The sequence below is a fragment of the Massilia sp. YIM B02769 genome, from assembly GCF_030411995.1.
Classification (GTDB): domain Bacteria; phylum Pseudomonadota; class Gammaproteobacteria; order Burkholderiales; family Burkholderiaceae_D; genus Telluria.
The window spans coordinates 66768-92296 of the sequence record NZ_JASNRC010000005.1; the positions used below are offsets into that span (position 1 = coordinate 66768).

A 25529-nucleotide genomic window follows, 5' to 3' on the forward strand; every position below is an offset into this window, starting at 1 on the left:
CGCACATCACCTCACAAAGGGAAAGCGTATTATGAGCCAGGGTAATCCTCTGTCGCTGCATGTTCCGGAGCCAACCGGCCGTCCGGGTTGCAAGACTGATTTTTCGTATCTCCAGTTGTCCAAGGCAGGCGACGTCCGCCGGCCGCCGGTCGACACCGCATTCGGCGACACCGCCGACCTCGTGTCCTCCCTCATCCGCGTCCTCGACGAGGACGGCAATGCCGTCGGTCCGTGGGCGCCCGAGATCGGCGTCGACCAGCTGCGCTTCGGTTTGCGCACGATGATGAAGACGCGCATTTTCGATGCGCGCATGGTCATCGGCCAGCGCCAGAAGAAAATGTCCTTCTACATGACCTCGCTCGGCGAGGAAGCCATCGGCACCGCGCATTCGCTGGCCCTGAAGGATGGCGACATGTGCTTCCCGACCTACCGCCAGCAAAGCCTGCTGATGGCGCGCGAATACCCGATGGTCGACATGATCTGCCAGCTGCTCTCGAACGAGCGCGACCCGATGAAGGGCCGCCAGCTGCCGGTCATGTACTCGGTCAAGGACAAGGGTTTCTTCACCATTTCCGGCAACCTGGCCACGCAAGTGCCGCAGGCGGTCGGCTGGGCCATGGCCTCCGCGATCAAGGGCGATACCAAGATCGCCTCGGCCTGGATCGGCGACGGCGCCACCGCCGAATCCGACTTCCACACCGCCCTGACCTTCGCCCATGTCTATCGGGCGCCTTGCATCATCAACGTCGTCAACAACCAGTGGGCGATCTCGACCTTCCAGGCGATCGCCGGCGGCGAGAGCGTGACCTTTGCCGCGCGCGGCGTGGGCGCGGGCATTGCCTCGCTGCGCGTGGACGGCAACGACTTCCTGGCCGTCTACTCGGCTTCGTGCTGGGCCGCCGAGCGCGCCCGCCGCAACCTCGGACCGACGCTGATCGAATGGGTCACCTACCGCGCCGGCCCGCACTCCACCTCCGACGATCCGTCGCGCTACCGTCCGGCAGACGACTGGACCCGCTTCCCGCTCGGCGACCCGATCGCCCGCCTGCGCCAGCACCTGACGAAAATCGGCGCCTGGTCGGACGAAGAACACGAGCGCGTCCAGGCCGACCTCGAAGCCGAGGTCATCGCCGCGCAAAAGCAGGCGGAACAATACGGCACGCTGGCCGACGGCCGCGTCCCGAGCGCGGCCTCGATGTTCGAGGATGTCTACAAGGACATGCCGGAACACCTGCGCCGCCAACGTCAACAACTGGGGGTGTGAGATGGCACGCGATAGCGACAACAATACCGCGGAAAAAGACGCGGTGAACGAGGGTGCCGCCAAGGCTGGCACCTCGCAAATGACCATGATCCAGGCCCTGCGTTCGGCCATGGACGTGATGCTGGGCCGCGACGACAACGTCGTTGTCTACGGCCAGGACGTAGGCTACTTCGGCGGCGTATTCCGCGCCACCGACGGTTTGCAGGTGAAATATGGCAAGCAGCGCGTGTTCGACGCGCCGATTTCCGAAGGTGGCATCGTCGGCACCGCGGTCGGCATGGGCGCCTACGGCCTGCGCCCGGTGGTCGAGATCCAGTTCGCCGACTACTTCTATCCGGCGTCGGACCAGATCGTCTCGGAAGCGGCGCGCCTGCGCTACCGCTCGGCCGGCGATTTCACCGCCCCGCTGACGATTCGCATGCCTTGCGGCGGCGGCATCTACGGCGGCCAGACCCACAGCCAGAGCCCGGAAGCCCTGTTCACCCACGTCTGCGGCCTGCGCACCGTGATGCCGTCGAACCCCTACGATGCGAAAGGTTTGCTGATTGCCGCCATCGAGAACGACGACCCGGTGATCTTCCTGGAACCGAAACGCCTGTACAACGGTCCCTTCGACGGCCACCACGACCGTCCGGTGGTCTCCTGGGCCAAGCACCCGATGGGTGAAGTGCCCGAGGGTTACTACACCGTCCCGCTGGACAAGGCCGCGATCTTCAGGCCGGGCAACGATCTGACCGTGATCACCTACGGCACCATGGTCTGGGTCTCGGAGGCGGCGGCACTGGAAACCGGCGTCGACGCCGAGATCATCGATTTGCGCACCCTGTGGCCGCTGGACCTCGACACCATCGTCGAATCCGTGAAAAAGACCGGCCGCTGCGTGGTCGTGCACGAAGCCACCCGTACTTCCGGCTTCGGCGCGGAACTGGCCGCGCTGGTGCAGGAACACTGCTTCTATCACCTGGAAGCCCCGATCGAGCGCGTCACCGGATGGGACACCCCCTACCCGCACGCGCAGGAATGGGCGTATTTCCCGGGGCCCGACCGTGTCGGCGCCGCGTTCAAACGTGCGATGGAGGCAAAATAAATGGGTATTCACGTCATCAAGATGCCTGACCTCGGCGAAGGCATCGCGGAAGTCGAAGTCGTCGCCTGGCACGTCAAGCCGGGCGACACGGTCAAGGAAGACCAGGTGTTGGCCGATGTCATGACCGACAAGGCCACCGTCGAAATCCCGTCTCCGGTGAACGGCACCGTCACTTCGCTCGGCGGCAAGCTGGGCGAAGCGATGGCCGTCGGAGCGGAACTGATCCGCCTCGAAGTCGAAGGCGCGGGCAACCACAGCGGCGAATCCGCCGCGGCCAACACCGCCACGGCGGCGCGCCAGCATACGTCCACGGCCAAGGCGGCGGCAGGTAGTAATAACAGCAGCAGCGACACGGTCGACGAATTCATCCCGATCACCGTCGCGCAACCGGAAACCGTGGTCACGACCGTGACGAGCGAAGCGACGACGGCGCCAGCCAAGGCCGCGCCACAGCGTCCAGCCGCACCTTCGTACACGCAGCCAGGCGGTCAAGCCTCGACGCCATCGCACCACGGCCGCGCCGCCGGCGAAAAGCCGCTGGCCGCACCGGCCGTGCGCCAGCGCGCCTGGGACATGGGCATCGAACTGCAATACGTCACCGGCACCGGCCCGGCCGGCCGCATCCAGCACGCCGACCTCGACGCCCACGTGGCGCGCGGCCAGCGCAAGGCGGCCGAAGGCGACCGCCGCTACGCCGTGCTCGAAGGCGAGCAAGCCATGCCGCTGATCGGCATGCGCCGCAAGATCGCGGAAAAAATGCAGGAAGCCAAACGCCGCATCCCGCACTTCACCTACGTCGAGGAAATCGACGTCACCGAACTCGAAGCCCTGCGCGTGCAGCTCAATACCCGCTACGCCGGCCAGCGTCCGAAGCTGACCCTGCTGCCCCTGATCATGCGCGCCGTGGTGCTGGCGATCCGCCGCTATCCCTCGGTGAACGCCCGCTTCGATGACGACGCGAATATCGTCACCACCTACAACGCCGTCCACCTGGGCATCGCCGCCCAGACCGACGCCGGCCTGATGGTGCCCGTGGTGCGCAACGCCGAAGCGCGCGACCCGTGGTCGGCCGCCGCCGAAGTGGCGCGCCTGGCCGAAGCGGCGCGCACCGGCAAGGCCCTGCGCGAGGAACTCTCCGGCTCGACCATCACCATCACCAGCCTGGGCGCACTGGGCGGCATCGTCACGACGCCGGTCATCAACCGTCCGGAAGTGGCGATCGTCGGCGTGAACCGCATCATCGACCGCCCTGTCATCAAGGACGGCGCCATGGTGGCGCGCAAGCTGATGAATTTGTCGTCGAGTTTCGACCACCGCGTGATCGACGGCATGGTGGCGGCCGAGTTCATCCAGACCATCCGGAGCTACCTCGAGTGCCCGGCAACCCTGTTCGTGGAATAACGCAATGAATCCAATCTCCACAACCCTGCTGGTGATCGGCGGCGGCCCGGGCGGCTACGTGGCCGCCATCCGCGCCGGCCAGCTGGGCATCAAGACCATCGTGGTCGAAGCCGCGCAACTGGGCGGCACCTGCCTGAACATCGGCTGCATTCCCTCGAAGGCCCTGATCCACGCCGCCGAGGAATTCGACAAGGCCCAGCACTACGCCAGCGGGTCGGCCATCGGCATCTCGGCCAGCGCGCCGAGCATCGACCTGGCCCGCACGGTGCAGTGGAAAGACGGCATCGTGAAACGCCTGACCGGCGGCGTCGGCGCCCTGCTCAAGAAAAACGACGTGCAGGTAATCAACGGCTTCGCCCGCATCCTCGACGGCAAGACGGTTGAAGTCAAACAGGCGGACGGCGAGCTGGTGCGCATCCGCTGCGAGCACCTGCTGCTGGCTGCCGGTTCCGAGGCCGTCGAACTGCCCTTCATGCCCTATGGCGGCATGGTGGTCTCGTCGACCGAAGCGCTGTCCCCAGGCACGGTGCCGCAGCAGCTGGTGGTGGTCGGCGCCGGCTACATCGGCCTGGAACTCGGCACCGCCTACCGCAAGCTGGGCGCGGAAGTGACGGTGGTGGAAGCGGCCGACCGCATCCTGCCGGCCTACGACGCGGAACTCACGAAACCGGTGGGCGCGGCCATCAAGCGCCTCGGCATCGACCTGCGCCTGGGCACCTCGGTGCTGGGCCTGAACGCCGGCGGCGACGGCGTGCGCGTGCGCGAAGCCAATGGCGAGGAAACCCTGCTCTCCTGCGACCGCGTGCTGGTGGCCGTCGGCCGCCGCCCGCGCACCGGCGGCTGGGGCCTGGAATCGCTGCAGCTCGACATGAACGGCCGCGCCGTGAGGATCGACGACCAGTGCCGCACCTCGATGCGCAATGTCTGGGCCATCGGCGACCTGGCCGGCGAACCGATGCTGGCGCACCGCGCCATGGCGCAAGGCGAGATGGTGGCAGAGATCATCGCCGGCAAGCGCCGCCATTTCACGCCGAACGCGATTCCTGCCGTCTGCTTCACCGATCCGGAAGTCGTGGTGGTCGGCCTGTCGCCGGGCGAAGCGGAAAAGGCGGGTTTCGACGCCATCAGCGCCAACTTCCCGTTCGCCGCCAACGGCCGCGCCATGACGATCGAGTCGACCGACGGTTTCGTGCGCGTGGTCGCGCGGCGCGACAACCACCTGATCCTCGGCTGGCAGGCGGTAGGACGCGGCGTGTCGGAACTGTCGGCGGCCTTTGGCCAGTCGATCGAACTCGGCGCCACGCTGGAAGATATCGCCGGCACCATCCACGCCCACCCGACCCTGGGTGAGGCGGTGCAGGAAGCGGCACTGCGCGCCCTGGGCCACGCCTTGCACATCTGAGCAAGCTTCAGGCTAACGACAGCGCGGGAGCGGGCCATCGGCCTCCTCTCGCGCTGTCGTTTTTGCACTACATTTTTGCCCAACCGTGTGATCTCCATGCACCAATATGTGGCATAACGTCAATCCCATTCGTCCTGGCTGCCCGATCAGCGCACGACGTGGGTTAATCGTTCGTGGCGGCGCGCTGCGCCGTTCATTCATCCCATACGAGAGATCACACACCATGTTCAAGAAAATCGCATTTGCCGCAGCACTCGTCATCGCCTCCGCGGCGGCTTCCGCCCAGCAGGCGCCACAGTGGTACGCCGGCGTCGACGCCTCCTCGACCAAGATCGAAGGCGCGGACCGCGAAGGCGGCGGCGGCGTCTTCGTCGGCTACACCTTCAGCCCCAACCTCGCCGTCGAAGCCGGCTGGCACCGCCTGGCCGAAGCCGACCTCTACTACTGGGACCTGGACGCGCGCGCCAAGGCCAAGTTCGACCAGACCGACATCTCGCTGATCGGCACCCTGCCGCTGAGCAATGGCTTCGGCGTGTATGGCCGCCTCGGCTACAACCACCTGAAGATCAAGGCATCGGCACGTGCCGGCAACGTGACCGTGTCGGAATCGGATTCGGAAGACAAGGTGCTGTATGGCCTGGGCCTGTCCTATGCCTTCTCGCCGCAAATCGCGGGCCGCCTGGAAGTGCAGAAACCGCATAGCGACATCACCAAGGTGGCGGTGGGCGTCGGCTTTAACTTCTAAGCAGCCAATTCCCGGCCACGACGCATGGCCGGAATAAGCAAGGCAATGAATACGTAATGCGAGAATGTGTGAGAATTGAATTCCACACATTCTCGCATTTTATTTTGCCCGATTCATCTGCCGATAAAGGCTGTTGCGGTACGACAGGAAATGGCGCTATCCGTCTGCAGGCACCGATTTGCGATTTCCGATATTTACCATGCCAGGGGCATATTCATTCCCGAATCCGTCTTTGCACGCACAATCTTATACATGCATGTGTCTCTTTTTATGACATATGTATTTAATAAAACTGTCTTTCATTTGTAACTGACACGACAATATGTCATAATGATTCTCGACGGCAATATTAGAGCCGTGTAACTATTCGAGAAAGAAAAACTGTCATGTTCAAGAAAATCGCAGCTGTAGCAGCACTGGTTATCGCTTCGTCGTCGGCATTCGCCCAACAAGCGCCGCAATTCTACGTCGGCGGCGAAGTCGCTTCGACCAAGATCGACGGCTTCAAGCGTGACGAAGGCGCCGGCGTCTACTTCGGCTACAACTTCAACCAGAACTTCGCCGTCGAAGCCGGCTGGAGCCAGCTGGCCGAGTACAAGGAAACCGCCGGCGAAGTCCGCGGCAAGGCAACCTTCGAGCAGACCAGCATCTCGCTGATCGGCACCCAGCCGCTGAGCAACGGCTTCAGCGTATACGGCCGCCTGGGCTACAACCAGATCAAGGCCAAAGTGCGCCTGAGCGTCGATGGCGAAAGCGGTTCGGGTTCGGACGACCTGAACAAGGCCGTGTACGGCCTGGGCCTGGCTTACACCTTCGCTCCAGCCATCACCGGCCGTATCGAAGTGCAGAAGCCACACAGCGAGATCACCAAGGTTGCTGTCGGCGTCGCTTACAACTTCTAAGTTGAACGCTTCCGGCTGGTCCGGATAAGACGAGCCCCGGAATACAGCCGTATTCCGGGGCTTTTTCTTTTATGTTGGAAGGCTTTAACCTAGCTAGCTGCAAAGCGGGATATAGATTGTCTTGTTCCAGCGGATGGATGTGAATAAACAGCTTCCATTCGGTCTGGATGACCTGACAATACGCTGGCACCGGTTATGCAATATGACTGTCAGGAAATTTTACAGTATTACAAAAAGTATATTGATATACGTAAATTTTTCCAATTGGAATCAATGGCTTATGTAAATATTTCATCCATGGCACGCTCCTTGCAAACACGAAGGGTCCACACTAACCGGAGATCAACATGTCCCTGAATGCCCTGAAAGCTGTGCTCGCTGGCCTGACCCTGCTCGCTTCTTCTTCGCTGTTCGCTGCACAGATCACCGTCGATATCGGTGGCGTCAACAGCTATGGCGAAATCGGCGATCCGGCCAACTCCATCATCAACCAGTTTATCGGTGAGAATTCCCATCTCACCGGCATCAGTTACGACATCAACGTCACCGCTTACCGCCCAAGCTGGCTGGAAGAGCTGGGCCTGTCGATCACCAACTCGAAAGGCACGGCAGGCATCTTCTTCAATCCAGGCATTGGCGACTGGTTCGCCGGCACCACCTCGTATTCCGGTTCCGCCAACCTGGTGGACCTCGGCCTGGACTTCTTCGTCGGCAACGATGGCATCCTGCGCCTCGAGTTCTTCGAAGACTTCGACGATTTCGGCGTGAATCCGGACGGCCGCTGGAACTTCGGCACCATCACCTTCGAGTACACCCCGCAAGCCGACCCCGTGGATGTGCCGGAACCGGCCACCGCCCTGCTGCTGGGCGGCGGTGCGATGCTGATGGGCTTCGCTGGCCGTCGCCGCCGTGCCGGCAAGGCGTCGGCAGCCGTAACTGCCTGATCTGTATCAAGTTTTCCAGCAAAGGCGCCTCAGGCGCCTTTGTTCGTTTACAGTCCCGCCAGCCCATCGTTAAGTTGGCTCCAACAGCGCTTCACCGCAGAAAGTTTAGCCTTGCCAGCAGGAAAAATACGTTCGTGCGATAATCCGGCCCCGGCCGAAACATGGCGTTTCGGCCCTTTCCGTTTTACCGCAAGAAAAGGCAACAAAACATGTTCAAGAAATTCGCAGTCGCAGCAGCCCTCGTCGCCGCATCGTCGGTTTCCTTCGCAGCCGCACCAACCCCGTTCTACGCCGGTGTCGACGTCTCCTCGACCAAGGTCGACGGCTTCGACGACAAGGGCGGCTACGGCGCCTTCATCGGCTACAAGCTGAACGAGAACGTCGCTGTCGAAGGCGGCTACCACCGCCTGGCCGACACCCACGTCAACTTCGACGGCTACCGCGCCGCCACCACCCTGGACCAGATCGACGTTTCGCTGGTCGGCACCGTGCCGCTGTCGAACGGCTTCAGCCTGCTCGGCCGCGTCGGCTACAACCGTGTCAACGGCGAAGTCAAGTTCGACGGCATCAAGTCGAAAGACCACTCGACCAACGCCCTGTACGGCATGGGCCTGGGCTATACCTTCAGCCCGCTCGTCAGCGCCCGCCTGGAAGTGCAGAAGCCTGACACCGACATTACCAAGCTGGTCGTCGGCGTCGCTTACGCCTTCTAAGGGCGGCTAGTGCCCGGCGCCTTGCCGGGGCATTCCAGAAAACCGGGCTGCCAGTGCAGCCCGGTTTTTTTATGTCCACGCCGATGGCCCACGCCAGGACCGGGGCAGCTGTACAATTTGGACAACACCATTACTCCGCTCCCATGTCCAATCACCGCATCCTGGTGCTCTACGCCCATCCTGCGCCGCACCGCTCGCGCATCAACCGCCGCCTGGCCGATGCCGCGCGTGCGCTCGACGGCGTGCTGCTGCACGATCTCTACGAAACCTGTCCCGACTTCTTCATCGACGTGGCCCGCGAACAGGCGCTGGTCGAACAGGCCGGGCTGGTCGTCCTCCTCCACCCTTTGCGCTGGTACAGCATGCCCTCCCTGCTGAAGGAATGGGTCGATGCCGTACTGCAGCCCGGCTGGGCCTACGGCCCCGGCGCCACTGCCCTGCGCGGCAAGGGCTACCTGCTGGCCATCACCGCCGGCAGCGCGCTCGATGCCTATGCCGGGGGCGAACGCCATGGCCATGCCTTCGACGCCTTCCTGCCGCCCTTCCGCCAGACCGCCGCCCTGTGCGGCATGCACTGGCTGGAACCCCATGTCCTGCACGGCGCCAACAGCGCCGACGAAGCGGCGGTGGATGCCCACGTGGCCGCCTTCCGTGCGCGCCTGCTGGCCTTTCTGGAAGGACAAGACGATGGAGCATAACCTGCTGTCGAACGCCCTGGTCTATCTGGCCGCCGCCGTGGTCGCGGTGCCGCTCGCCAAACGCCTGGGCCTGGGCGCGGTGCTCGGCTACCTGCTGGCGGGCATGGCGATCGGGCCTTGGGGCCTGGGCCTGATCGGCGACGTCGAGACCATCCTGCACTTCTCGGAATTCGGCGTGGTGCTGCTGTTGTTCCTGATCGGCCTGGAGCTCGAGCCCGAGCGCCTGTGGTCGCTGCGCCGCCAGATCTTCGGCTGGGGCACGGCCCAGGTGCTGGGCGTGGCCGCGGCCTTGTTCGGCGCGGCCCTGCTGCTCGGGATCGACTGGCATGTGAGCCTGATCGCGGCGCTCGGCCTGTCGCTGTCGTCCACCGCCATCGCCCTGGCCACGCTGGGCGAACGCAATTTGATGGGCACGCCCGCCGGCCAGGCCGGCTTCGCCCTGCTGCTGTTCCAGGACATCGCCGCGATCCCGATGATCGCCCTGGTGCCGGTGCTAGGCGTGGCGGCGGCGGACGCAGCGCACGGCGCCGGCGGCTGGCAGAACGCGGCGCGCCTGGCGGCCGTCATCGCCGGCGTCGTGGTCGGCGGACGCTACCTGGTGCGCCCCGCCCTGCGCATCATCGCCAAGGCGGGCATGCGCGAGATCTTCACCGCCTTTGCCCTGCTGCTGGTGATCGCCATTTCGCTCCTGATGCAGTGGGTCGGCATGTCGATGGCCCTGGGCGCCTTCATGGCCGGCGTGCTGCTGGCCGACTCCGAATACCGTCATGCACTGGAAACCGACCTCGAGCCGTTCAAGGGGCTGCTGCTCGGGCTGTTCTTCATCGCGGTCGGGATGTCGGTCGACTTCGGCGTGTTCCTGTCGAAACCCCTGCTGATCCTGGGCCTGGTGCTGGGCTTCCTGGCCATCAAGCTGGCGGTGCTGTTCCTGCTGTCCTTCCGCTTCGGCATCGCGCGCGGGCAGCGCTGGCTGTTCGCCTTCCTGCTCTCGCAGGGCGGAGAATTCGCCTTCGTCGTGTTCGGCGCGGCCGCCACGGCGCGCGTGTTCGCGCCGGAAACCGGGTCGATGCTGGTGGCGGTGGTGGCGCTGTCGATGGTCTCGACGCCGCTCCTGCTGCTGTTCCACGACAAGGTGCTGGAGCCGCGCTACCGCGGCCAGAACAAGCGCGAGCCGGACGCCATCGACGACAACGAGGACCACGTCATCATCGCCGGCTTCGGGCGCTTCGGCCAGATCATCGGGCGCCTGCTGAACGCGAACCGCGTGAAACTGACGATCCTGGACCACGACCCCGACCAGATCGAGCTGCTGCGCCGCTTCGGCTTCAAGGTGTTTTATGGGGACGCGACCCGCATCGACCTGCTCACCGCCGCCGGCGCCGCCAAGGCGCGCGCCCTGGTGCTGGCCATCGACGACATCGACGACAGCCTGGCCCTGGCCGACGCCGTGCGCGAGAACTTCCCCGACCTGCCCATTCTGGCACGCGCCCGCAACGTGACCCACCTGTACCAGCTGATGGACCGCGGCGTGACCATCATCGAGCGCGAGACCTTCGAATCGGCCCTGCAGCTGGGGCGGCGTGTGCTGCACCAGCTCGGCTTCGGCGCCTACCGCGCACGCGAAGCCATGCTCAAGTTCCGCGAGCACAACCGCGCCAGCGTGGACGCCGTCTATCCCTACTACAAGGACCGCGAACAGTACGTCTCGCTCGCCAAGCGCGCCCGCGACGAACTCAACGACATGTTCGCCCGCGACTTGAAGAACATCGACAACGAAACCGACAAAGGCTGGGACTGAACAGCCGGGGTCAGGTCTGACATTCGGACACGAGCTCACCCGTAACGCGGCTACGGCCGAGGCCGTGTCCGAATGTCAGACCTGACCCCCGTTGTGGTTTTACAACTGGCGCGGCTGGGCTGCAGTTGGCGCTGTTGGGGTGCATTTCGTCGCATGGCCAGGTTGACGGGACGGGCGGGTGGCAAAGTGGCGGCAACTTAACCCACTTTGCGGAGCCTGCCATGAACCACCTGCTGACCCATACTCCTGCCTACGTCTGGCTGATCCTGGCGCTGGTCGTCGCGCGCGGCGTGATCGCCCTGCGCGCGCGCGAGACGACGCTCGGGAAGCTGTTCGTCATTCCCGCCATCATGCTGCCGGTTGCGCTGCTCGATATCGCACGCAAATTCGGCCTGGAAGGATTGCCGCTGGGCGCCTGGGGGCTGGCCGTGGCGGCGGCGATGTGGGCTGTGTGGTCGCTGGGCGGTACGCGGATTGCGGCCGGCGCGGCGCCGGGCCGGGTGCGCGTGGGTGGCAGTGCGATGCCGCTGCTGTTGATGCTGCTGATCTTTGTCGTCAAGTACGTGACGACGGTGCTGCTGGTGACGGCGCCGGCGCTGCTGCATGGCGCTGCCGTGACCGCCGTGGCCTGCGCCCTGATGGGCGGCGCGAATGGCTGGTTCTTCGGCAGGCTGCTGCGCGATGTGGTGGATGTGCGGGCGGCCGCTGGCGGCGTGGCGAAAAACGCGGCCGTCGCGGCATGAGGTTGGGTGGGTTCTCGAACCCACCTGCGTGATGTTCCGGTCCATACCGGTGGGTTCAAGAACCCACCCTACGCGCTGGAGGCGCTGGCGCCGGTCAGCCGCCCAGCTGCTCGCGCAGCGTCGCCGCGAAACGTTCCTTGTCGAACAGGCAGATCACGCGTTCCACGCCGCCCTCGTCCGGCACCTCCAGCACCTCGTTCAGGTCGCGCCGCATGTCGCCGGCCACGCCGTCGTTGCGGGTCAGCTTCGGCGACGGGCGGCGCTGGCGGTCCGATACCGTCATGATGCTGTCCACGCCGTCCACCACCAGGCCGAAGCTCTCGCCCTCGTGCTCGAGGATCAGGATCTTGCGCTCCGACAGGTCATCCAAGGCCGGCATGCCGTACAGGCGGCGCAGGTCGACCACGCAGACCATCTGCTGGCGCAGCTGCATCATGCCTTCCACGCATTCCGGCATGCCCGGCGGGCGCAGGGCGATCGCGCCGAAGGGCACGATCTCGCGCACCTGGCTGATGTCGGCGGCCCAGCTGGAGCCCAGCGAGAACGCCAGGTAGACCTGGCGCCGCGTCACGCTGGATGCGGCGCGGCTGGCGGCGGCCGCTTCGTCGCCGTACAGGCGGCGGTGGCCGGCGCAGATCTCGGCGACTTCGCCCTGGGTGAAGATGTGTTCCGGCGCCAGGAACAGCGCGTCCTTGCCGTCGGGATGCGGCAGGCAGCCGCGGAACATGCCGGCGCGGCGCGTACCCAGCATCGGGATCGGCAGGATGTCGCTGTCGAAGTAGGAGCGCACGTCGTTGACCGAATCGACCAGCAGGCCGAGCAGGTCCTCGCCCATGCGCACGATCAGGATGCGGCGTGCGTCGTCGCCCTCGGCGGGCGCGGCGCACTGCAGCAGCACGCCGAAGTCGACCACGCCGACGGCCTTGCCGCGCAAATTGATCCAGCCCCTGCACAGCTGGCTGAGCATGACCGAAGCCTTGATTTCCGGGACGCGGATGATTTCCTGGATCGCCAGCATCGGCAGTGCGAAGGTCATGGCGCCGGCGCGGAAGGTGATGCCCTTGTGGCCCTCGGCCTGGCGCAGGAAGCGCGCGCGCTCGGCGCTGCGGGCGGCGCCGGCCAGCGAACGCACCTGAGGAACATTCTCCACGCGGATCAGGGCGTTCGCATCGAGCACCTGCACCAGGCGCCGGCCTTCGTCGAGCAGGATGGCGCCGTTGATCACGGCAGCGGCGCCTGTACTTTCCCCATACTGCACGCTGCTGCGCTGCTCGGGACGCACACGCAGCACTTCGCCGGTGGCGTCGAACAGCAGGCCGACCTGCACGCCGTCGTGGTCGAGGATGGCGATGCGCTGGCCCTCGGCCACGCCGGGAGCCGAGGCGTCGAAGATGCGGCCCAGGTTCAGCACCGGGATCGCGGCGCCGCGCAGGGTGAAGATGCCTTCCAGGTAGCCTGGCGACAGCGGGATCGCGGTGATCCGTTCCGGCAGGTTCACCACTTCGCGAATCGCCAGCGCCGGCAGCGCGAACTCCTGGCCGGCGAGCAGGAAGGTGCCGTACAACTCCATGCCGGCGGCCTCAAGCAGCACGCGGGCGGCCTGGGCGCGGGCGGCGTTCATGGCGGCCAATGCCTGTTTCGGATCGAGCGCCGGTTCGATGGCAGCCGCTTCATGCCCCAGTGCCGGCATCATTGCAGCACCCCTGGCGTACGGCCGATGCCGACCACCGAGTAGCTGTGGCTGTCGCAGTCGATGCTGATGCGGCGGCCCTGGTGGCCACCGACGTCCTCGTAGCGCACGCGCAGGCCGCGCCGGGTCAGGTGTTCGCGTGCGGCGGCCACGTTGCGGCGGCCGATCGGCTCGGCGCCGCGCAGCGCGGCCAGCATGCTGGCGCCGCCGGCAACCACCACTTCCACTTCGTCGTACTGCTCGCGGCGCACGCCGAGTTCGCGCAGCATGCGCGGCACGGCGTCGCTGACGTAGCGCGCGCCCAGTTCCGGCGTCGCGACATCGGTTTCCGGCAGCAGGCAGTGCGCCAGCGCGCAGCGGCGGCCGTTACGCCAGATCATGCCGATGCCCACGCAGGAGCCGAGCAGCGCGGTCAGGACCTGCTCGCCGGCGCCAATCTGCATCTGGCCGGCAAAAACGTGACGGGTTTGTTCGATCGTGTTCAGGTTCATGCTTGGCCTTGGCGGATGCGGTAGACGTGGGTTTGTTCAAAGTCGAAAGGGGTGGCGATACGCGTGATCGATTCCTGCTCGCCCAGGATCAGGCGCGCCTGTGGCGCCATGGCGGCGCGCACGCTGTGCAGCACGCGCTCCTGGGTCGCTTCGTCGAAATAGATCAGCACATTGCGCAGCAGGACCAGGTCGAACTGGGCGCCCTGGCGCCATGGCGCCAGCAGCTGGTGCTCGCCGAAGCGCACCGTGGCGCGCAGTTCGGGAATGGCGCGGATGCCCGCCCCTTCGCTGCGGAAGTACTTGCGCACCAGCTCGGGACGACTGGCGCCGAAGCGCTCGGCCGAGCGGCCCTCGTAGTAGCCGGCGGCGGCGGCGGCCAGCACGCCGGTGTCGATGTCGGTGGCTTGGATGGCGAACCTGAAGCCGCGGTTGCGCTCCGCGAATTCGCTGCACAGCATCGCCATCGAGTAGGCTTCCTCGCCGCTGGCGGCGGCAGCCGACCAGATGCGCAGGGTGCAGCCCGGGTTGCCCGCCAGCCAGGCCGGCAGGAAGTCGCGTTCCAGGTAGTCCCACACGGCCGGGGTGCGGAAGAAGGCCGTGTCGTTGGTCGTCACCAGATTGATGAAGGGCTGCAGCTCCGAGCGGTCGGCACGCACGCGCTCGATATAGTCGCGGTAGCGCGCGAGACCCAGCGTGCGCATGCGCGGCAGCAGGCGGCCCTGGAGCAGCACACGCTTGTGCTCATGCATGGCGATGCCGGTGTGCTCGCGCACCAGCCCGGCCAGTGCGGCGAATTCCAGCGGGTTCAGGTCGGTTTGTTCCGGCATGTCCTTACACCACGAAGCTGGAAACGATGCGGTTCAGCTGCTCGGCGTTCTCGTTCAGGCCTTCGGTCGAGCGGGCGATGCTGTCGCAGGAGCCGGCGGAACGCTCGGTTTCCTGGGCGATGTAGGAGATGGCGGCGGCCACTTCCTTGGCGGTCAGCGACTGCTCGTCGGCGCTGCGCGAGATGTCGGAGATCGCCAGCGAGGTCTTTTCCACGCCCGAGGCGATGCGGTCGAAGGCATCGCTGGCCTGGCGCGAGATGTCGCTGCCCTGCACCACGCGGCGCACCGATTCGTTGATCAGCTTCGAGATTTCCTTGGTCGCCTGCGAGGAGCGCTCGGCGAGTTTACGCACTTCGTCGGCCACGACCGAGAAGCCCAGGCCGTGTTCGCCGGCGCGCGCCGCCTCGATCGCCGCGTTAAAGGCCAGCATGTTGGTCTGGCTGGCGATTTCGCCGATTACCTTCACGATTTCGCCGATGTCTTCCGAGGACTGGTTGATCAGGCCCATCGCCTCGATGGTCTTGGCCACCGCCTTGGCGCCCACTTCCGCTTCGTTGCGGGTGGCTTGCGCCAGGGCGTTGGCGTCCGTGGTGCTGCGGGCGATCGAGCCGATCGAGGCGGTCAGGCCGTCGACCGAGGCGTTCATTTCCTCGACGGTGGCGCCGAGCGCCTGGGCGCTGGCGGCCACCACGTTCGAGCGGTCGGCGATGGTGCGCGAGGAACCGGACAGCTTGCCGGCGGCTCCCACCACCTCGCCGATCACGCCGCGCAAATCGGCAATCATTTTCATCACGCCGCGCGAGAGCTGGTCGAGCGGCTCGTCGCCGACGACGACGGTCTCGCCGGTCAGGTCGCCGTCGGCGGCGCGCGCCACCAGGTCGAGCAGCACGGCCACCTTGCGCTGTTCGGCTTCGGCACGCGCGGCGCAGCCCTGCTCCAGCAGCACCTGCTCGGTGATGTCGGTGGCGAACTTGACCACCTTCACCGGGTTGCCGTTCAGGTCGAGAATGGGATTGTAGGTGGCCTGGATCCAGACCACCTTGCCGTTGTTGCCGAGGCGGCGGTAGCGGCCGCAGTCGAACTCACCGCGGTTCAGCTTTTGCCAGAACTTGCGGTAGGCCAGGCTGGCGGCATAGTCGTCGTCGCAGAACACGCGGTGGTGTTCGCCGCGCACGTCGTCAATGGCGTAGCCCATCAGGTTCAGGAAATTCTCGTTGGCATTGACCAGCAGGCCATCCATGTCGAACTCGACCACGGCTTGCGCCTTTTGCATGGCGTCGACCAGGCCGGCCAGCTCGGCGGTGCGGGCTTTCTCGGCGGTCACGTCGGTGGCGAACTTGACGATCTTGTGGACGCGGCCTTCGGCGTCGAGCACCGGGTTGTAGGAGGCATTGATCCAGACTTCACGCCCACCCTTGCCGATGCGCTTGTACTCGGCGCGCTCGATCTTGCCCGAGGCCAGGTCGGCCCAGAAATCCACATACGCCGCCGACTGCTCGAACGACGGCTCGCAGAACATCGAATGGTGCTGGCCGACCACTTCTTCCAGGGTGTAACCCATGACGGCGAGGAAATTCTCGTTGGCATGGGTGATATAGCCGTCGAGGGTGAATTCGATGACGGCCTGGGCGCGGTTGAGTGCGCTGTGGATGGCTTGCAGTTCGTGCACGGCGTTCTGGGATTCCTGTTGGTTGATTTGCATGGCTGACCTGTTAAGAGCGTGTTAGGAGCAAGGAGCTGCGGCACCCTGTGTGCCGGAGACGGGCTGACGGTCTTTCTTGGTCAGCGGAACGTATGATGCCGCAAATCAACGAATCAGTAAATCCGGCAAATCGGAAAATACCGAAATGATGCTGAGGTGTTGCCAGAAGACAACAAACACTTGACACGCCGCCGATTTTGGCGAATTGGCACCAAATTTTCTGCAGCTGAGCACCCGCCAGGTGTGTAACCGGAAGTCGCAGCGAAACCAAATTTAATATTGCTGAGCTTTGGGTCGGCGTGGTCGGCCCCTTCTTCCGTTCCGAATTTTCCACAGCCGGGCGATAGGCAAGCACGGGCCAAGGCCCCGTGCAGACAATGGGCCGCCGACCAAGGAAGGTGCACAAGCCGCCTTTATAAAGGGTGCTCGCGTACCTCTCGTCCACCATGCCCGTGCAACACAGCAACAATCATTCTCTGAGGAAAAAAAGTCTTTGCACCAAATCGGTAAATTCAGTAATATGCGTTGCGTCAGGGCAATTCAGTAAAGTCAGCAGCCGTGACCGGCCTTCGCCACCCGGGCCTTTTCCAGCGGGCGGCTCTCGATACCGGAGCAATTGTGGAACGCGTCTTTCTCTTCCTGGCACTCTGCCTTTTTCAACTGAGCTCGGCATTCGCCGCTTCGGGCGATGTCGATGTCACCCTGCAAGCTTTCCAGGTTGTTAATACGGCCAAGGAAGTCAAGCTGGTCCCGACCACCCGCGCCAACCCAGGCGACACCATCGAATACCAGGTGACCTACCGCAACAACGGCAGCACCGCGGCAAAACAGACCAAGGCTGTGTTGCCGGTCCCGGCAGGCGGAATGGCTTACCTGCCCGACACGGCCTCCCCGGCCAAGGTCGAAGCCAGCCTGGATGGCAAGACCTACGCCGCCGTGCCCCTGAAGCGTGAAGTAGTGCGCGAAGGCAAGAAAGTCACCGAAACCGTTCCTGCAACCGAATACCGCTTCCTGCGCTGGGACCTGGGCGATTTGCCCCCCGGCCAGGCAGCGACCGTGAAGTCCCGCATGCGCCTGAACAGCGCTTCCAAGTAAACATAAACCTCTGTTTTTAAAAGGAATAACAAGATGAAACTTCGTTTCAATGCTCCTGCACGCCTGTCGCTCGCGGCAACCATGCTCGTGCTCGCTTCCCAGGGCGCGCATGCGGCGACCACCGCCGCCGGCACCGAGATCACCAACCAGGCCAGCGCCTCCTACCTCGACTCGCTGCTGCGCGGCCATACCGCCGTGTCGAACATCGTCACCACCGTCGTGCAGCAGGTCGGCAGCGCCGACATGGGCGACGGCTCGGCCAAGAATGCCGCCGCCAGCGCCCAGGTCGTGTACTCGCACAGCATCACCAACACCGGCAACGGCGCGGACACCTTCACCCTGAGCTCGACCAACGGCGGTAACTTCGCCATGGCCAACGTCGTGTTCTACGCCGACGCCAACGGCGACGGCATCGCCGACAACAACACCCCGATCACCAGCACCGGCAGCCTGCCGGCCGGCGAAACCTTCCGCTTCGTTGCCGTGGCAACCCTGCCGGCGAACGCCGCCGCGGGCACCAACAACGAGCTGACCGTCACCGCCACCAGCACCTTCAACCCGCAAGTGACTGCGACCAGCAAGGACACCACCACCGTCACCGCCTCGGCGCTGATGGATATCACCGCCAACGCCTCGGGCAACGGCGCGGCAGGCGCAGGCGCCGGCGCGGAACCGAACGCCGTGATCACCAACACCACCACCGCCGGCGCGACCACCCGCTTCACCCTGTACCTGAACAATGCCGGCGGCAGCAACGAAACCTTCAACCTGGCCGCCAGCACCAGCGCGACCTTCGCCAACACCGACCTGCCGAGCGGCTGGACCGTGGTGTTCAAGGATGCCTTCGGCAACACCATCAACAACGCCACCGTCAACAGCGGCGCCTACCGCCTGGTGTATGCCGACGTCACGGTTGCCGCCGGCGCCACCCCGTCGACCACCCAGCTGTACTTCCGCGCCCTGTCGGGCACGACCAACGTGGGCGACACCATCCACCAGGCCGTGAACATCGTCAACGAAGCCGTGCAAGTGACCCTGAGCAAGAAGCAAGCCCTGGACAAGACCTGCGATGGCACGCCGGATACCGCCTTCAGCGCCGACAACATCACCACCGGTGCGGTGCCGGGCGCCTGCATCCGCTACGAAATCACCGCCACCAACACCGGCGCGACCGACGTGAATACCCTGGTGATCCGCGACACGATCCCGGCCTACACCACCTTCCACTCGGCACCGGGCAGCACCACCGGTTCGGTGGTGGCACCGATCGTCAACCTGCTGGGCACCCTGTCGGCCACCATCGGCACGATGACGCCGGGCCAGTCGTCGACGATGACCTTCGGCGTCAAGATCTCGCAGTAACACCCCCGGCATTCGCCAACAACACACCAAGTAATTAACAAGAAACGCCCTGTCCACCGCCAGCAATGGCGGCGGATAGGGATCTCTACGCCCGAATTCCTGAGTTTGCCGCCATGAAAAATCGTCTGCGTTTCCTGATCTCCCTGTTCACCCTGCTGTTCCTGTGCAGCGGCGCCCATGCGGCGATCCGCAACCAGGCCAGCGTCGGCTTTGCCGATCCGCAAGGCAAGAATGTAAACCTGCAGTCGAACGTCGTGCGTGCGATGCAGCCGGAAACCATCCGATATTTCACCAACGCAAACTACAGCACCCCGGCCATGGCCACGACCTATGGCCGCGCGCTGTTCGTCGAAGCGGTCGCGCCGGCCTGCGACACCGACCCGAACAAGATCGACACGATTACCCTGAACATCGCGTCGAAAAAGACCGGCGACACGCAAAGCTACCTGGCCGACGAAACCGATGTCGACAGCGCCGTGTTCCACATCACCTCGAAAGTGACGACCAGCGAAGCGTCGACGATGAGCGACGTCAGCGCCAGCAACGGCGCCCTTGACGTCATGGCCGACGACACCCTGATGGCCACCATCGAGAGCTGCGGCAGCAAGACCGCGTTCGCCTCGATCCTGGTCGACCCGGTCGGTATCGTGTTCGACAGCAAGACCAACCAGCCGCTGGCCGGCGCCACCGTGACCCTGATCGACGTGACCGGCGACGGCAACGGCGGCCGTCCGGGCGAAGCCGCGATCGTGTTCGACGTCGACGGCGAAACCCGCGTACCGAGCACCGTCGTCACCGACGCCGACGGCCACTACCACTTCCCGCTGGTCGCGCCGAGCCTGTATCGCCTGGCCGTCACCTCCCCTACCAATTACACTTTCCCGTCGAAGGTCGCTCCGGGCCTGCTGCCAGAAGGCCGCGAAATCAACCTGTACGGTTCCTTCGGCGGCAGCTTCACCGTCAGCGCCGCCAGCGGCGTGGTCACCATCGACATCCCGCTCGACGCCGTGCCGGGCACGCTGTACCTGGAAAAGAACGCCTCGCGCGCCATTGCCGAGATCGGCGACTTCGTCGACTACACGGTCGTCGTCCACAACACCGCCGAGCAAGCCCTGGTGGGCGTGAAGGTCGATGACGTGCTGCCGGCCGGCTTCGCCCTGGTCCCTGGCAGCGTGCGCCTCGACGGCGCCAAGGCCGCCGATCCAAAGGCCGGCGCCGCCACCGCCCTGCAATTCGACATCGGCGCCGTGCCGGCGAGCGGCAGCGTGACCCTGCGCTACCGCGTGCGCCTCGGCGCCGGCGCGCTGCAAGGCGACGGCATCAACCGCGCCAGCGCCACCAGCGCCGCGCCGCTGGCCCTGGCCAGCGTGGTCGCGGCCGCCAAGGTCAAGGTCGAGGCCGGCGTATTCACCGAAAAAGGCGTGATCCTGGGTAAAGTCTTTGCCGACTGCAACGCCAATGGCGTGCAGGATGGCGACGAGCCGGGCGTGCCGGGCGTGCGCCTCTACCTGGAAGACGGCGCCTTTGCCCGTACCGACATCGACGGCAAGTACAGCTTCCTGGAAACCCGCCCACGCACCCACGTCGCCAAGGTCGATCCATCGACCCTGCCGCAGGGCGCGACCCTGTCGGTGCTGTCGCAGCGCAATGCGGGCGACGCCGGCAGCCGCTTCGTCGATGCCAAGGATGGCGAACTGGCCAAGGCCGATTTCGCCCTGGCCGGCTGCAGCGACGCCCTGCGCCGCGAGATCGCCCTGCGCCGCGCCGCCATCAAGGCCGACAACAAGATCGTCGACGCCAGCGTGCAAAAGGCGCCGGCTACCGCTGCCAAGGCCGCTAAAATCGACGTCGCCCAGCTCGACAACACCCTCGGCTTCGTCGATCTGAAGGACGGCGCCGTGCTGGCCTCGAGCCAGGCCACCGTGCGCGTCAAGGGCGCGCTGGGCGCCCGTTTCGCCCTGGTGGTGAACGGCGAAGCCGTGGCGGATACCCATATCGGCCAGCGCAACAAGGTCGCCGAGCGCCAGCTGGAAAGCTGGGACTACGTCGGCGTCGCCCTGCGCGCCGGCAAGAACACCCTGGAACTGCGCCAGAACGACAGCTTCGGCAACGCCCGTGGCAGCAGCCGCGTGGACGTGATCGTGCCGGGCGCCCTGGCCAAGCTGCGCATCGACGTGCCGCAAGCCAAGGTCGCCGCCGACGGCCGCGCCGCCGCCAGCGTGGTCGTGCACCTGGAAGACGCGCAAGGCGTGCCGGTGCTGCAACGCACCCCGGTCACCCTGGACGCGACCCACGGCGCCTGGCTGCAGGCCGACCTCGACCCGCGCGAAGCGGGCCTGCAAGTCTTTGTCGAAGGCGGCCAGGCGGAATTCGCCCTGCGCGCCCCGACCGCAGCGGCTGAAGCCAAAGTGATCGCCGCCAGCGGCGCGGTGAAGGCCGAAGCCCCGGTCTCGTTCGTGCCGGACCTGCGCCCGCTGGTCGCCGCCGGCGTGATCGAAGGCGCCGTCAGCCTGAACAACATCCGCGGCAACACCAGCAACCCGAACCGCTCGTTCGACGCGTTCGAAGACCAGCTGCGCAGCGTCTCCGGCAAGGCCGGCAACACCGACGCCGAACTCGGCGCGCGCGCCGCAGTCTTCATGAAGGGCACCGTTGCCGGCGACACGCTGCTGACCCTGTCCTACGATTCGAGCAAGGAAAAAGAAGAAAAGCTGTTCCGCGACGTCGACCCGGTCGCCTTCTACCCGACCGTCGGCGACAACGCCGAGCGCGGTTTCGAAGCGCAGTCGACCAGCCGCGGCTACCTGCGCGCCGACCGCAATAAATCCTGGCTGCTGTACGGCGACATGACCCCGCCCGGCACCACCCCGGCGCGCAACCTGGGCGCCTACAACCGCAGCCTGACCGGCCTGCGCCATCACTACGAAGACGGCGGCCTGACCGTGGACAGCTTCGCCAGCCGCGACAGCACCCGTCAGATGGTGGAAGAAATTGCCGCCAACGGCACCTCGGGTCCCTACCTCACCGGCAGCGCCCTGATGGTGCTGAACAGCGAACGCGTCGAGATCGTCGTGCGCGACCGCAACCAGAACGGGATCGTGCTGTCGAGCACGACCCAGGTGCGCTACGTCGACTACGATATCGAGCCGCTGACCGGCCGCATCCTGTTCCGCGGTCCGGTGGCCAGCCTGGATGCCGACCTGAACCCGGTGTCGGTGCGCATCAGCTATGAAGTCGACCAGGGTGCGCCGCAGTTCTGGGTTGGCGGCGTCGCCGCCCAGTACAAGCTGAACAAGATGATCGAAGTTGGCGGCAGCTACGTCAACGACCGCAACCCGATCGCCCAGCAGACCCTGACCAGCGTGAACGCTACCGTCAAGCCGGACGACAAGACCACCGTCATCGTCGAAGCCGCGCAGATGAACAAGCAGCTGCACGACGGCACCGCCGCGCGCATCGACGCCACCCGCGTCGACGGCAAGCTGGAAAGCCGCCTGTACGCCGTGCGTACCAGCGAATACTTCGACAACCAGTCGGCCATCCTGCCGAAAGGCCGCATGGAAGCGGGCCTGCGCGCCAGCTACAAGCTGACCGAACAGGTGCGCCTGGACGCCGAAGCCCTGCATACCGAAGACCTGGTCACCGGCGCCGCGCGCGACGGCGTCCAGCTCGGCGCCGGCTATGCCTTCAAGAACGGCGTGCGCGTCGAAGGCGGCGTGCGCCACTCGAAGGAAACCGCGGCCGAAGGCACCACCCTGGTGCAACCGGACCTGACCAGCGTGCGCGCCAAGGTGAGCAGCCAGATCCCGGGCCTGCCGCAGGCCAGCGTCTCGCTGGAAGCCGAGCAGGATATCAAGGACAGCGGCCGCCGCATGGTCGCCCTGGGCGGCGACTACCGCCTGGCCGGTGGCAGCCGCATCTACGGCCGCCACGAGCTGATCAGCAGCCTGGGCTCGAACTACGCCCTGAACGAAGGCCAGGAACGCAACGCCACCGTGTTCGGCATGGATTCGGAATACATGAAGGATGGCCGCGCCTTCTCGGAATACCGTGCCCGCGGTTCGGCCATCGGTTCGAAGGAAGCGGAAGCGGCAATGGGCCTGCGCAACCTGTGGACGATCGCCGACGGCGTGCGCGCCAGCACCAGCTTCGAGCGTGTGCGCGTGCTGAGCGGCCCGGCCACCAATGAATCGATCGCCGCCGCCGGCGCCATCGACATCACGCGCAACCCGCTGTGGCGCGGCAATGCGCGCCTGGAAGTGCGCCATGGCGAAGACAGCGACGCCGTGCTGAACACCCTGGGCCTGGCGTATAAACTGAGCGACGAGTTCACCTTCCTGGGCAAGAACACGTATGCTGCCAACCGCAGCCGCACCACCGACAGCGAGCGCGTCAACGAACTGCTGCAAAGCGGCGTCGCTTACCGCGCGCCGGGCACCCTGGGCCTGAACGCCCTGGCAAAGTACGAGTTCAAGCTCGAGTCCGACAACGGCCCGGCCGACCTCAAGCGCGCCGTGCACGCCGTGTCGGTGGCCGGCAACTGGCAGCCCACCCGCGAGACCGTGTTCAGCGGCCGCTACGCCGGCAAGCTGGTGCGCGACCGTTCGAGCGGCCTGGATACGCGCGGCACCGCCCACCTGCTGGCCGCCCGCGTGACCCATGAAATCAAGCGCGACTGGGACGTCGGCGCGGTTGCCCAGGTGCTGTTCAATGGCGAAGGCAGCGGCCGCCAGTACGGCCTGGGCCTGGAAGCCGGCTACCAGCTGCAAAAGAACATGTGGGTCTCGGCCGGCTATAACTTCCTGGGCTTCAAGGAACGCGACCTGGCCGGGGCCGATGCCACCAGCAAGGGCGTGTACCTGCGCCTGCGCATGAAGTTCGACGAACGCGCCCTCGAGGGCATGATGAACGCATTCAACTAAGGTAACGACGATGACCTTCCTGACGAACCGTTTCACCTGGCTGCGCGCCCTCTTCCTCGCCTGCGCCCTGCTGGCCGTGCTGCCGGCGCAAGCCGCCTGCGTGGCCGGCGCCTGCATCTCGGCCGGCCCGCGCCTGGCCAGTGTCGACAGCACGCAAAGCGCCCTGCTCAATCCACTGCTTGGCGGCCTGCTCGGCACCAGCCTGAATCTCAGCGTGGCCGACTGGAACGCCCTCGCCGGCGGCGACGTCAAGCTGCTCGACTTCCTCAACGCCCTCAAAGTGCAGGCGAACGTGTCGAGCCCGACCCAGGCGCTCGGCACCACGGTCACGCTGGCCCAGGTGGCCGCGGCCCTGAACGTCGCGGCCCAGCTTGATGCGAAGACCAGCCTGTCCGGCGTGCTGGGCCGTTTGCAGCCGGTGCTCGCCAACACCGGCGCCAGCGTGCGCGTAGGCGACCTGCTGAAAGTGAGCACCGATGCCGGCGCCCTGGCCGGCACCGCCATCAACTCGCTCGACATGCTGACCGGCTTGATCCAGCTGTACAACCACCGCAACATGCTCACCACCCCCACCCCGGTCGGCATTTCCGGCGGCGCGCTGGGCATGGCGGGCCTGGTCAACAACCTGCAGCTGTACGCGCAAGTGATCGAGCCGCCGGTGTATGTGTGCGGGCCGACCGGCGCGCAATTCCACACCGCCGCAGTTCGGCTCAAGCTCAAGCTCGACCTGGTGACCCTGAGCCCGGTGACCGATACCCTGAAAGCGGTGGCCGGCGTAACCAGTGCATCGGTTGCGATCAGCAAGCTCGACGTGTACGTGGAAGCGGCGCGCGGCGAAGGCAGCCTGTCGGCGGTCGACGCCGTGGCGAAAGCCGTCACCCTGCAGGTCGCGCCGGGCGTGGGCGACATCTATCTCGGCAGCATTCCGGACAGCGTGTTCTTCAACCGCACCCGTACCCTCTCCGCCGCCGACGTCGGCTACGGCCAGATCGGCGAACTGGTGCTGAACGGCGTCCGTGTCGCACTCGAGATCAAGAGCACGGCGCGCGGCCAGGCGCCCTTCGCGTCCAGCGTGACCATGTCGGGCAGCTTCCCGCAAACGCGTACCGTGAGCACCAGCGCTGCCTTCGTGACCGGCCTGACCAATAGCCTGGTCGGCAATCTGTCGCTGCGCACCACCATCCTCACCAGCGGCCTGCTCGACATCGTGCTGATCCCGGTGACCCGCCTGCTCGACGGCCTGCTGCAGCCGGTGCTGAAAGCGCTGGTGGCCGACACCCTGTCGCCGGTCCTGACCCCGGTGCTGACCGGGATCGCCGATCCGTTGCTCAAGCTGCTGGGCATCGGCCTGGGCGAGATGACGGTGACGGTGAACGGCATCTGCCAGTCCTGCGACAGCTTCATGCTGACCAAGACCGCTGACAAAGCGAATGCCGTGCCCGGCAGCACTATTACCTACGAAGTCGCGTTCGAAAACACCGGCACCACGACGCTGTCGGGCCTGACGGTGACCGACAACACGCCGGCATTCACCACCTTTGCCGGCGCCGAGTGCGGCACGATGCCGGCCGACCTGACCACCTGCGCGATCGCGGTGCAGCCGAAGCCGGGCGAAAGCGGCCCGGTCGAGTGGCGCTTCACGGGCAGCCTGCAGCCGGGGGCCAAGGGCAGCGTGCGCCTGAAGGTCGTGGTCCAGTAGCGGCTCACATGCCATGACAAGGGCGTGGCGGCGTCACCCGGAGC

At 65.6% G+C, this 25529-nt stretch carries 19 protein-coding genes; 15 read left to right on the forward strand and 4 right to left on the reverse strand.

Going from position 1 to position 25529, the window contains the following annotated elements:
- Window positions 1–31 precede the first annotated feature (31 nt).
- The 11 genes from QPK31_RS09345 (at window position 32) to QPK31_RS09395 (ending at window position 11697) form a co-directional block, all read left to right on the forward strand.
- Window positions 32–1264, forward strand: a complete 1233-nt coding sequence (locus tag QPK31_RS09345) for a 3-methyl-2-oxobutanoate dehydrogenase (2-methylpropanoyl-transferring) subunit alpha (RefSeq protein ID WP_290422660.1) — start codon at window positions 32–34, stop codon at window positions 1262–1264.
- 79 nt (window positions 1265–1343) lie between these two features.
- Window positions 1344–2351 (forward strand): alpha-ketoacid dehydrogenase subunit beta, encoded by a 1008-nt coding sequence (locus tag QPK31_RS09350; RefSeq protein WP_290422921.1) that lies wholly within the window; start codon window positions 1344–1346, stop codon window positions 2349–2351.
- Window positions 2352–3752: a dihydrolipoamide acetyltransferase family protein gene (locus tag QPK31_RS09355; protein ID WP_290422661.1), complete on the forward strand. Its 1401-nt coding sequence runs from the start codon at window positions 2352–2354 to the stop codon at window positions 3750–3752. It abuts the gene before it with no gap.
- A gap of 4 nt (window positions 3753–3756) precedes the next feature.
- Entirely contained in the window at window positions 3757–5154 is a 1398-nt protein-coding gene (gene lpdA, locus QPK31_RS09360; RefSeq protein WP_290422662.1) for a dihydrolipoyl dehydrogenase, read from the forward strand.
- Window positions 5155–5377: 223 nt separating this feature from the next.
- Entirely contained in the window at window positions 5378–5899 is a 522-nt protein-coding gene (locus QPK31_RS09365) for a porin family protein (RefSeq protein WP_290422663.1), read from the forward strand.
- Between the two features lie 386 nt (window positions 5900–6285).
- Window positions 6286–6801, forward strand: a complete 516-nt coding sequence (locus QPK31_RS09370) for an outer membrane beta-barrel protein (protein ID WP_290422664.1) — start codon at window positions 6286–6288, stop codon at window positions 6799–6801.
- Window positions 6802–7148: 347 nt separating this feature from the next.
- Window positions 7149–7745 (forward strand): PEP-CTERM sorting domain-containing protein, encoded by a 597-nt coding sequence (locus QPK31_RS09375; RefSeq protein WP_290422665.1) that lies wholly within the window; start codon window positions 7149–7151, stop codon window positions 7743–7745.
- 209 nt (window positions 7746–7954) lie between these two features.
- Window positions 7955–8458: a porin family protein gene (locus QPK31_RS09380; RefSeq protein ID WP_290422666.1), complete on the forward strand. Its 504-nt coding sequence runs from the start codon at window positions 7955–7957 to the stop codon at window positions 8456–8458.
- 143 nt (window positions 8459–8601) lie between these two features.
- Complete coding sequence (locus QPK31_RS09385; protein ID WP_290422667.1) at window positions 8602–9156, forward strand: NAD(P)H-dependent oxidoreductase; 555 nt, start codon at window positions 8602–8604, stop codon at window positions 9154–9156.
- Complete coding sequence (gene kefC, locus QPK31_RS09390; protein ID WP_290422668.1) at window positions 9146–10954, forward strand: glutathione-regulated potassium-efflux system protein KefC; 1809 nt, start codon at window positions 9146–9148, stop codon at window positions 10952–10954. The genes QPK31_RS09385 and kefC overlap by 11 nt, the downstream gene beginning before the upstream one ends.
- Before the next feature lie 221 nt (window positions 10955–11175).
- A complete protein-coding gene (locus QPK31_RS09395) occupies window positions 11176–11697 on the forward strand; it encodes a DUF6622 family protein (RefSeq protein WP_290422669.1) in 522 nt (173 codons plus the stop codon).
- A 94-nt stretch (window positions 11698–11791) separates the two neighbouring features.
- Here QPK31_RS09395 and QPK31_RS09400 read toward each other — a convergent pair whose 3' ends face one another.
- Genes QPK31_RS09400 through QPK31_RS09415 form a run of 4 tightly spaced genes read right to left on the reverse strand, consistent with a single transcriptional unit; the run spans window position 11792 to window position 16407 of the window.
- Entirely contained in the window at window positions 11792–13390 is a 1599-nt protein-coding gene (locus tag QPK31_RS09400) for a chemotaxis protein CheW (protein WP_290422670.1), read from the reverse strand.
- Window positions 13387–13878, reverse strand: coding sequence for a chemotaxis protein CheD (locus QPK31_RS09405; protein ID WP_290422671.1), 492 nt, complete (start codon window positions 13876–13878; stop codon window positions 13387–13389). Before QPK31_RS09405 ends, QPK31_RS09400 begins: the two co-directional genes overlap by 4 nt.
- Window positions 13875–14705: a protein-glutamate O-methyltransferase CheR gene (locus QPK31_RS09410; protein ID WP_290422672.1), complete on the reverse strand. Its 831-nt coding sequence runs from the start codon at window positions 14703–14705 to the stop codon at window positions 13875–13877. The genes QPK31_RS09405 and QPK31_RS09410 overlap by 4 nt, the downstream gene beginning before the upstream one ends.
- 4 nt (window positions 14706–14709) lie before the next feature.
- Complete coding sequence (locus QPK31_RS09415) at window positions 14710–16407, reverse strand: PAS domain-containing methyl-accepting chemotaxis protein (protein WP_290422673.1); 1698 nt, start codon at window positions 16405–16407, stop codon at window positions 14710–14712.
- A 618-nt stretch (window positions 16408–17025) separates the two neighbouring features.
- On the opposite strand from QPK31_RS09415, the gene QPK31_RS09420 reads away from it, so the two are divergent.
- The 4 genes from QPK31_RS09420 (at window position 17026) to QPK31_RS09435 (ending at window position 25485) form a co-directional block, all read left to right on the forward strand.
- On the forward strand, window positions 17026–17502 hold the full coding sequence (locus QPK31_RS09420) for a hypothetical protein (protein ID WP_290422674.1): 477 nt from the start codon (window positions 17026–17028) through the stop codon (window positions 17500–17502).
- 33 nt (window positions 17503–17535) lie between these two features.
- Complete coding sequence (locus QPK31_RS09425; RefSeq protein ID WP_290422675.1) at window positions 17536–18864, forward strand: hypothetical protein; 1329 nt, start codon at window positions 17536–17538, stop codon at window positions 18862–18864.
- 113 nt (window positions 18865–18977) lie between these two features.
- Window positions 18978–23786 carry an SdrD B-like domain-containing protein gene (locus QPK31_RS09430; RefSeq protein ID WP_290422676.1) on the forward strand — a complete coding sequence of 1603 codons (4809 nt, stop codon included), beginning with the start codon at window positions 18978–18980 and terminating at the stop codon, window positions 23784–23786.
- Between the two features lie 10 nt (window positions 23787–23796).
- On the forward strand, window positions 23797–25485 hold the full coding sequence (locus QPK31_RS09435) for a hypothetical protein (protein ID WP_290422677.1): 1689 nt from the start codon (window positions 23797–23799) through the stop codon (window positions 25483–25485).
- Window positions 25486–25529 lie beyond the last annotated feature (44 nt).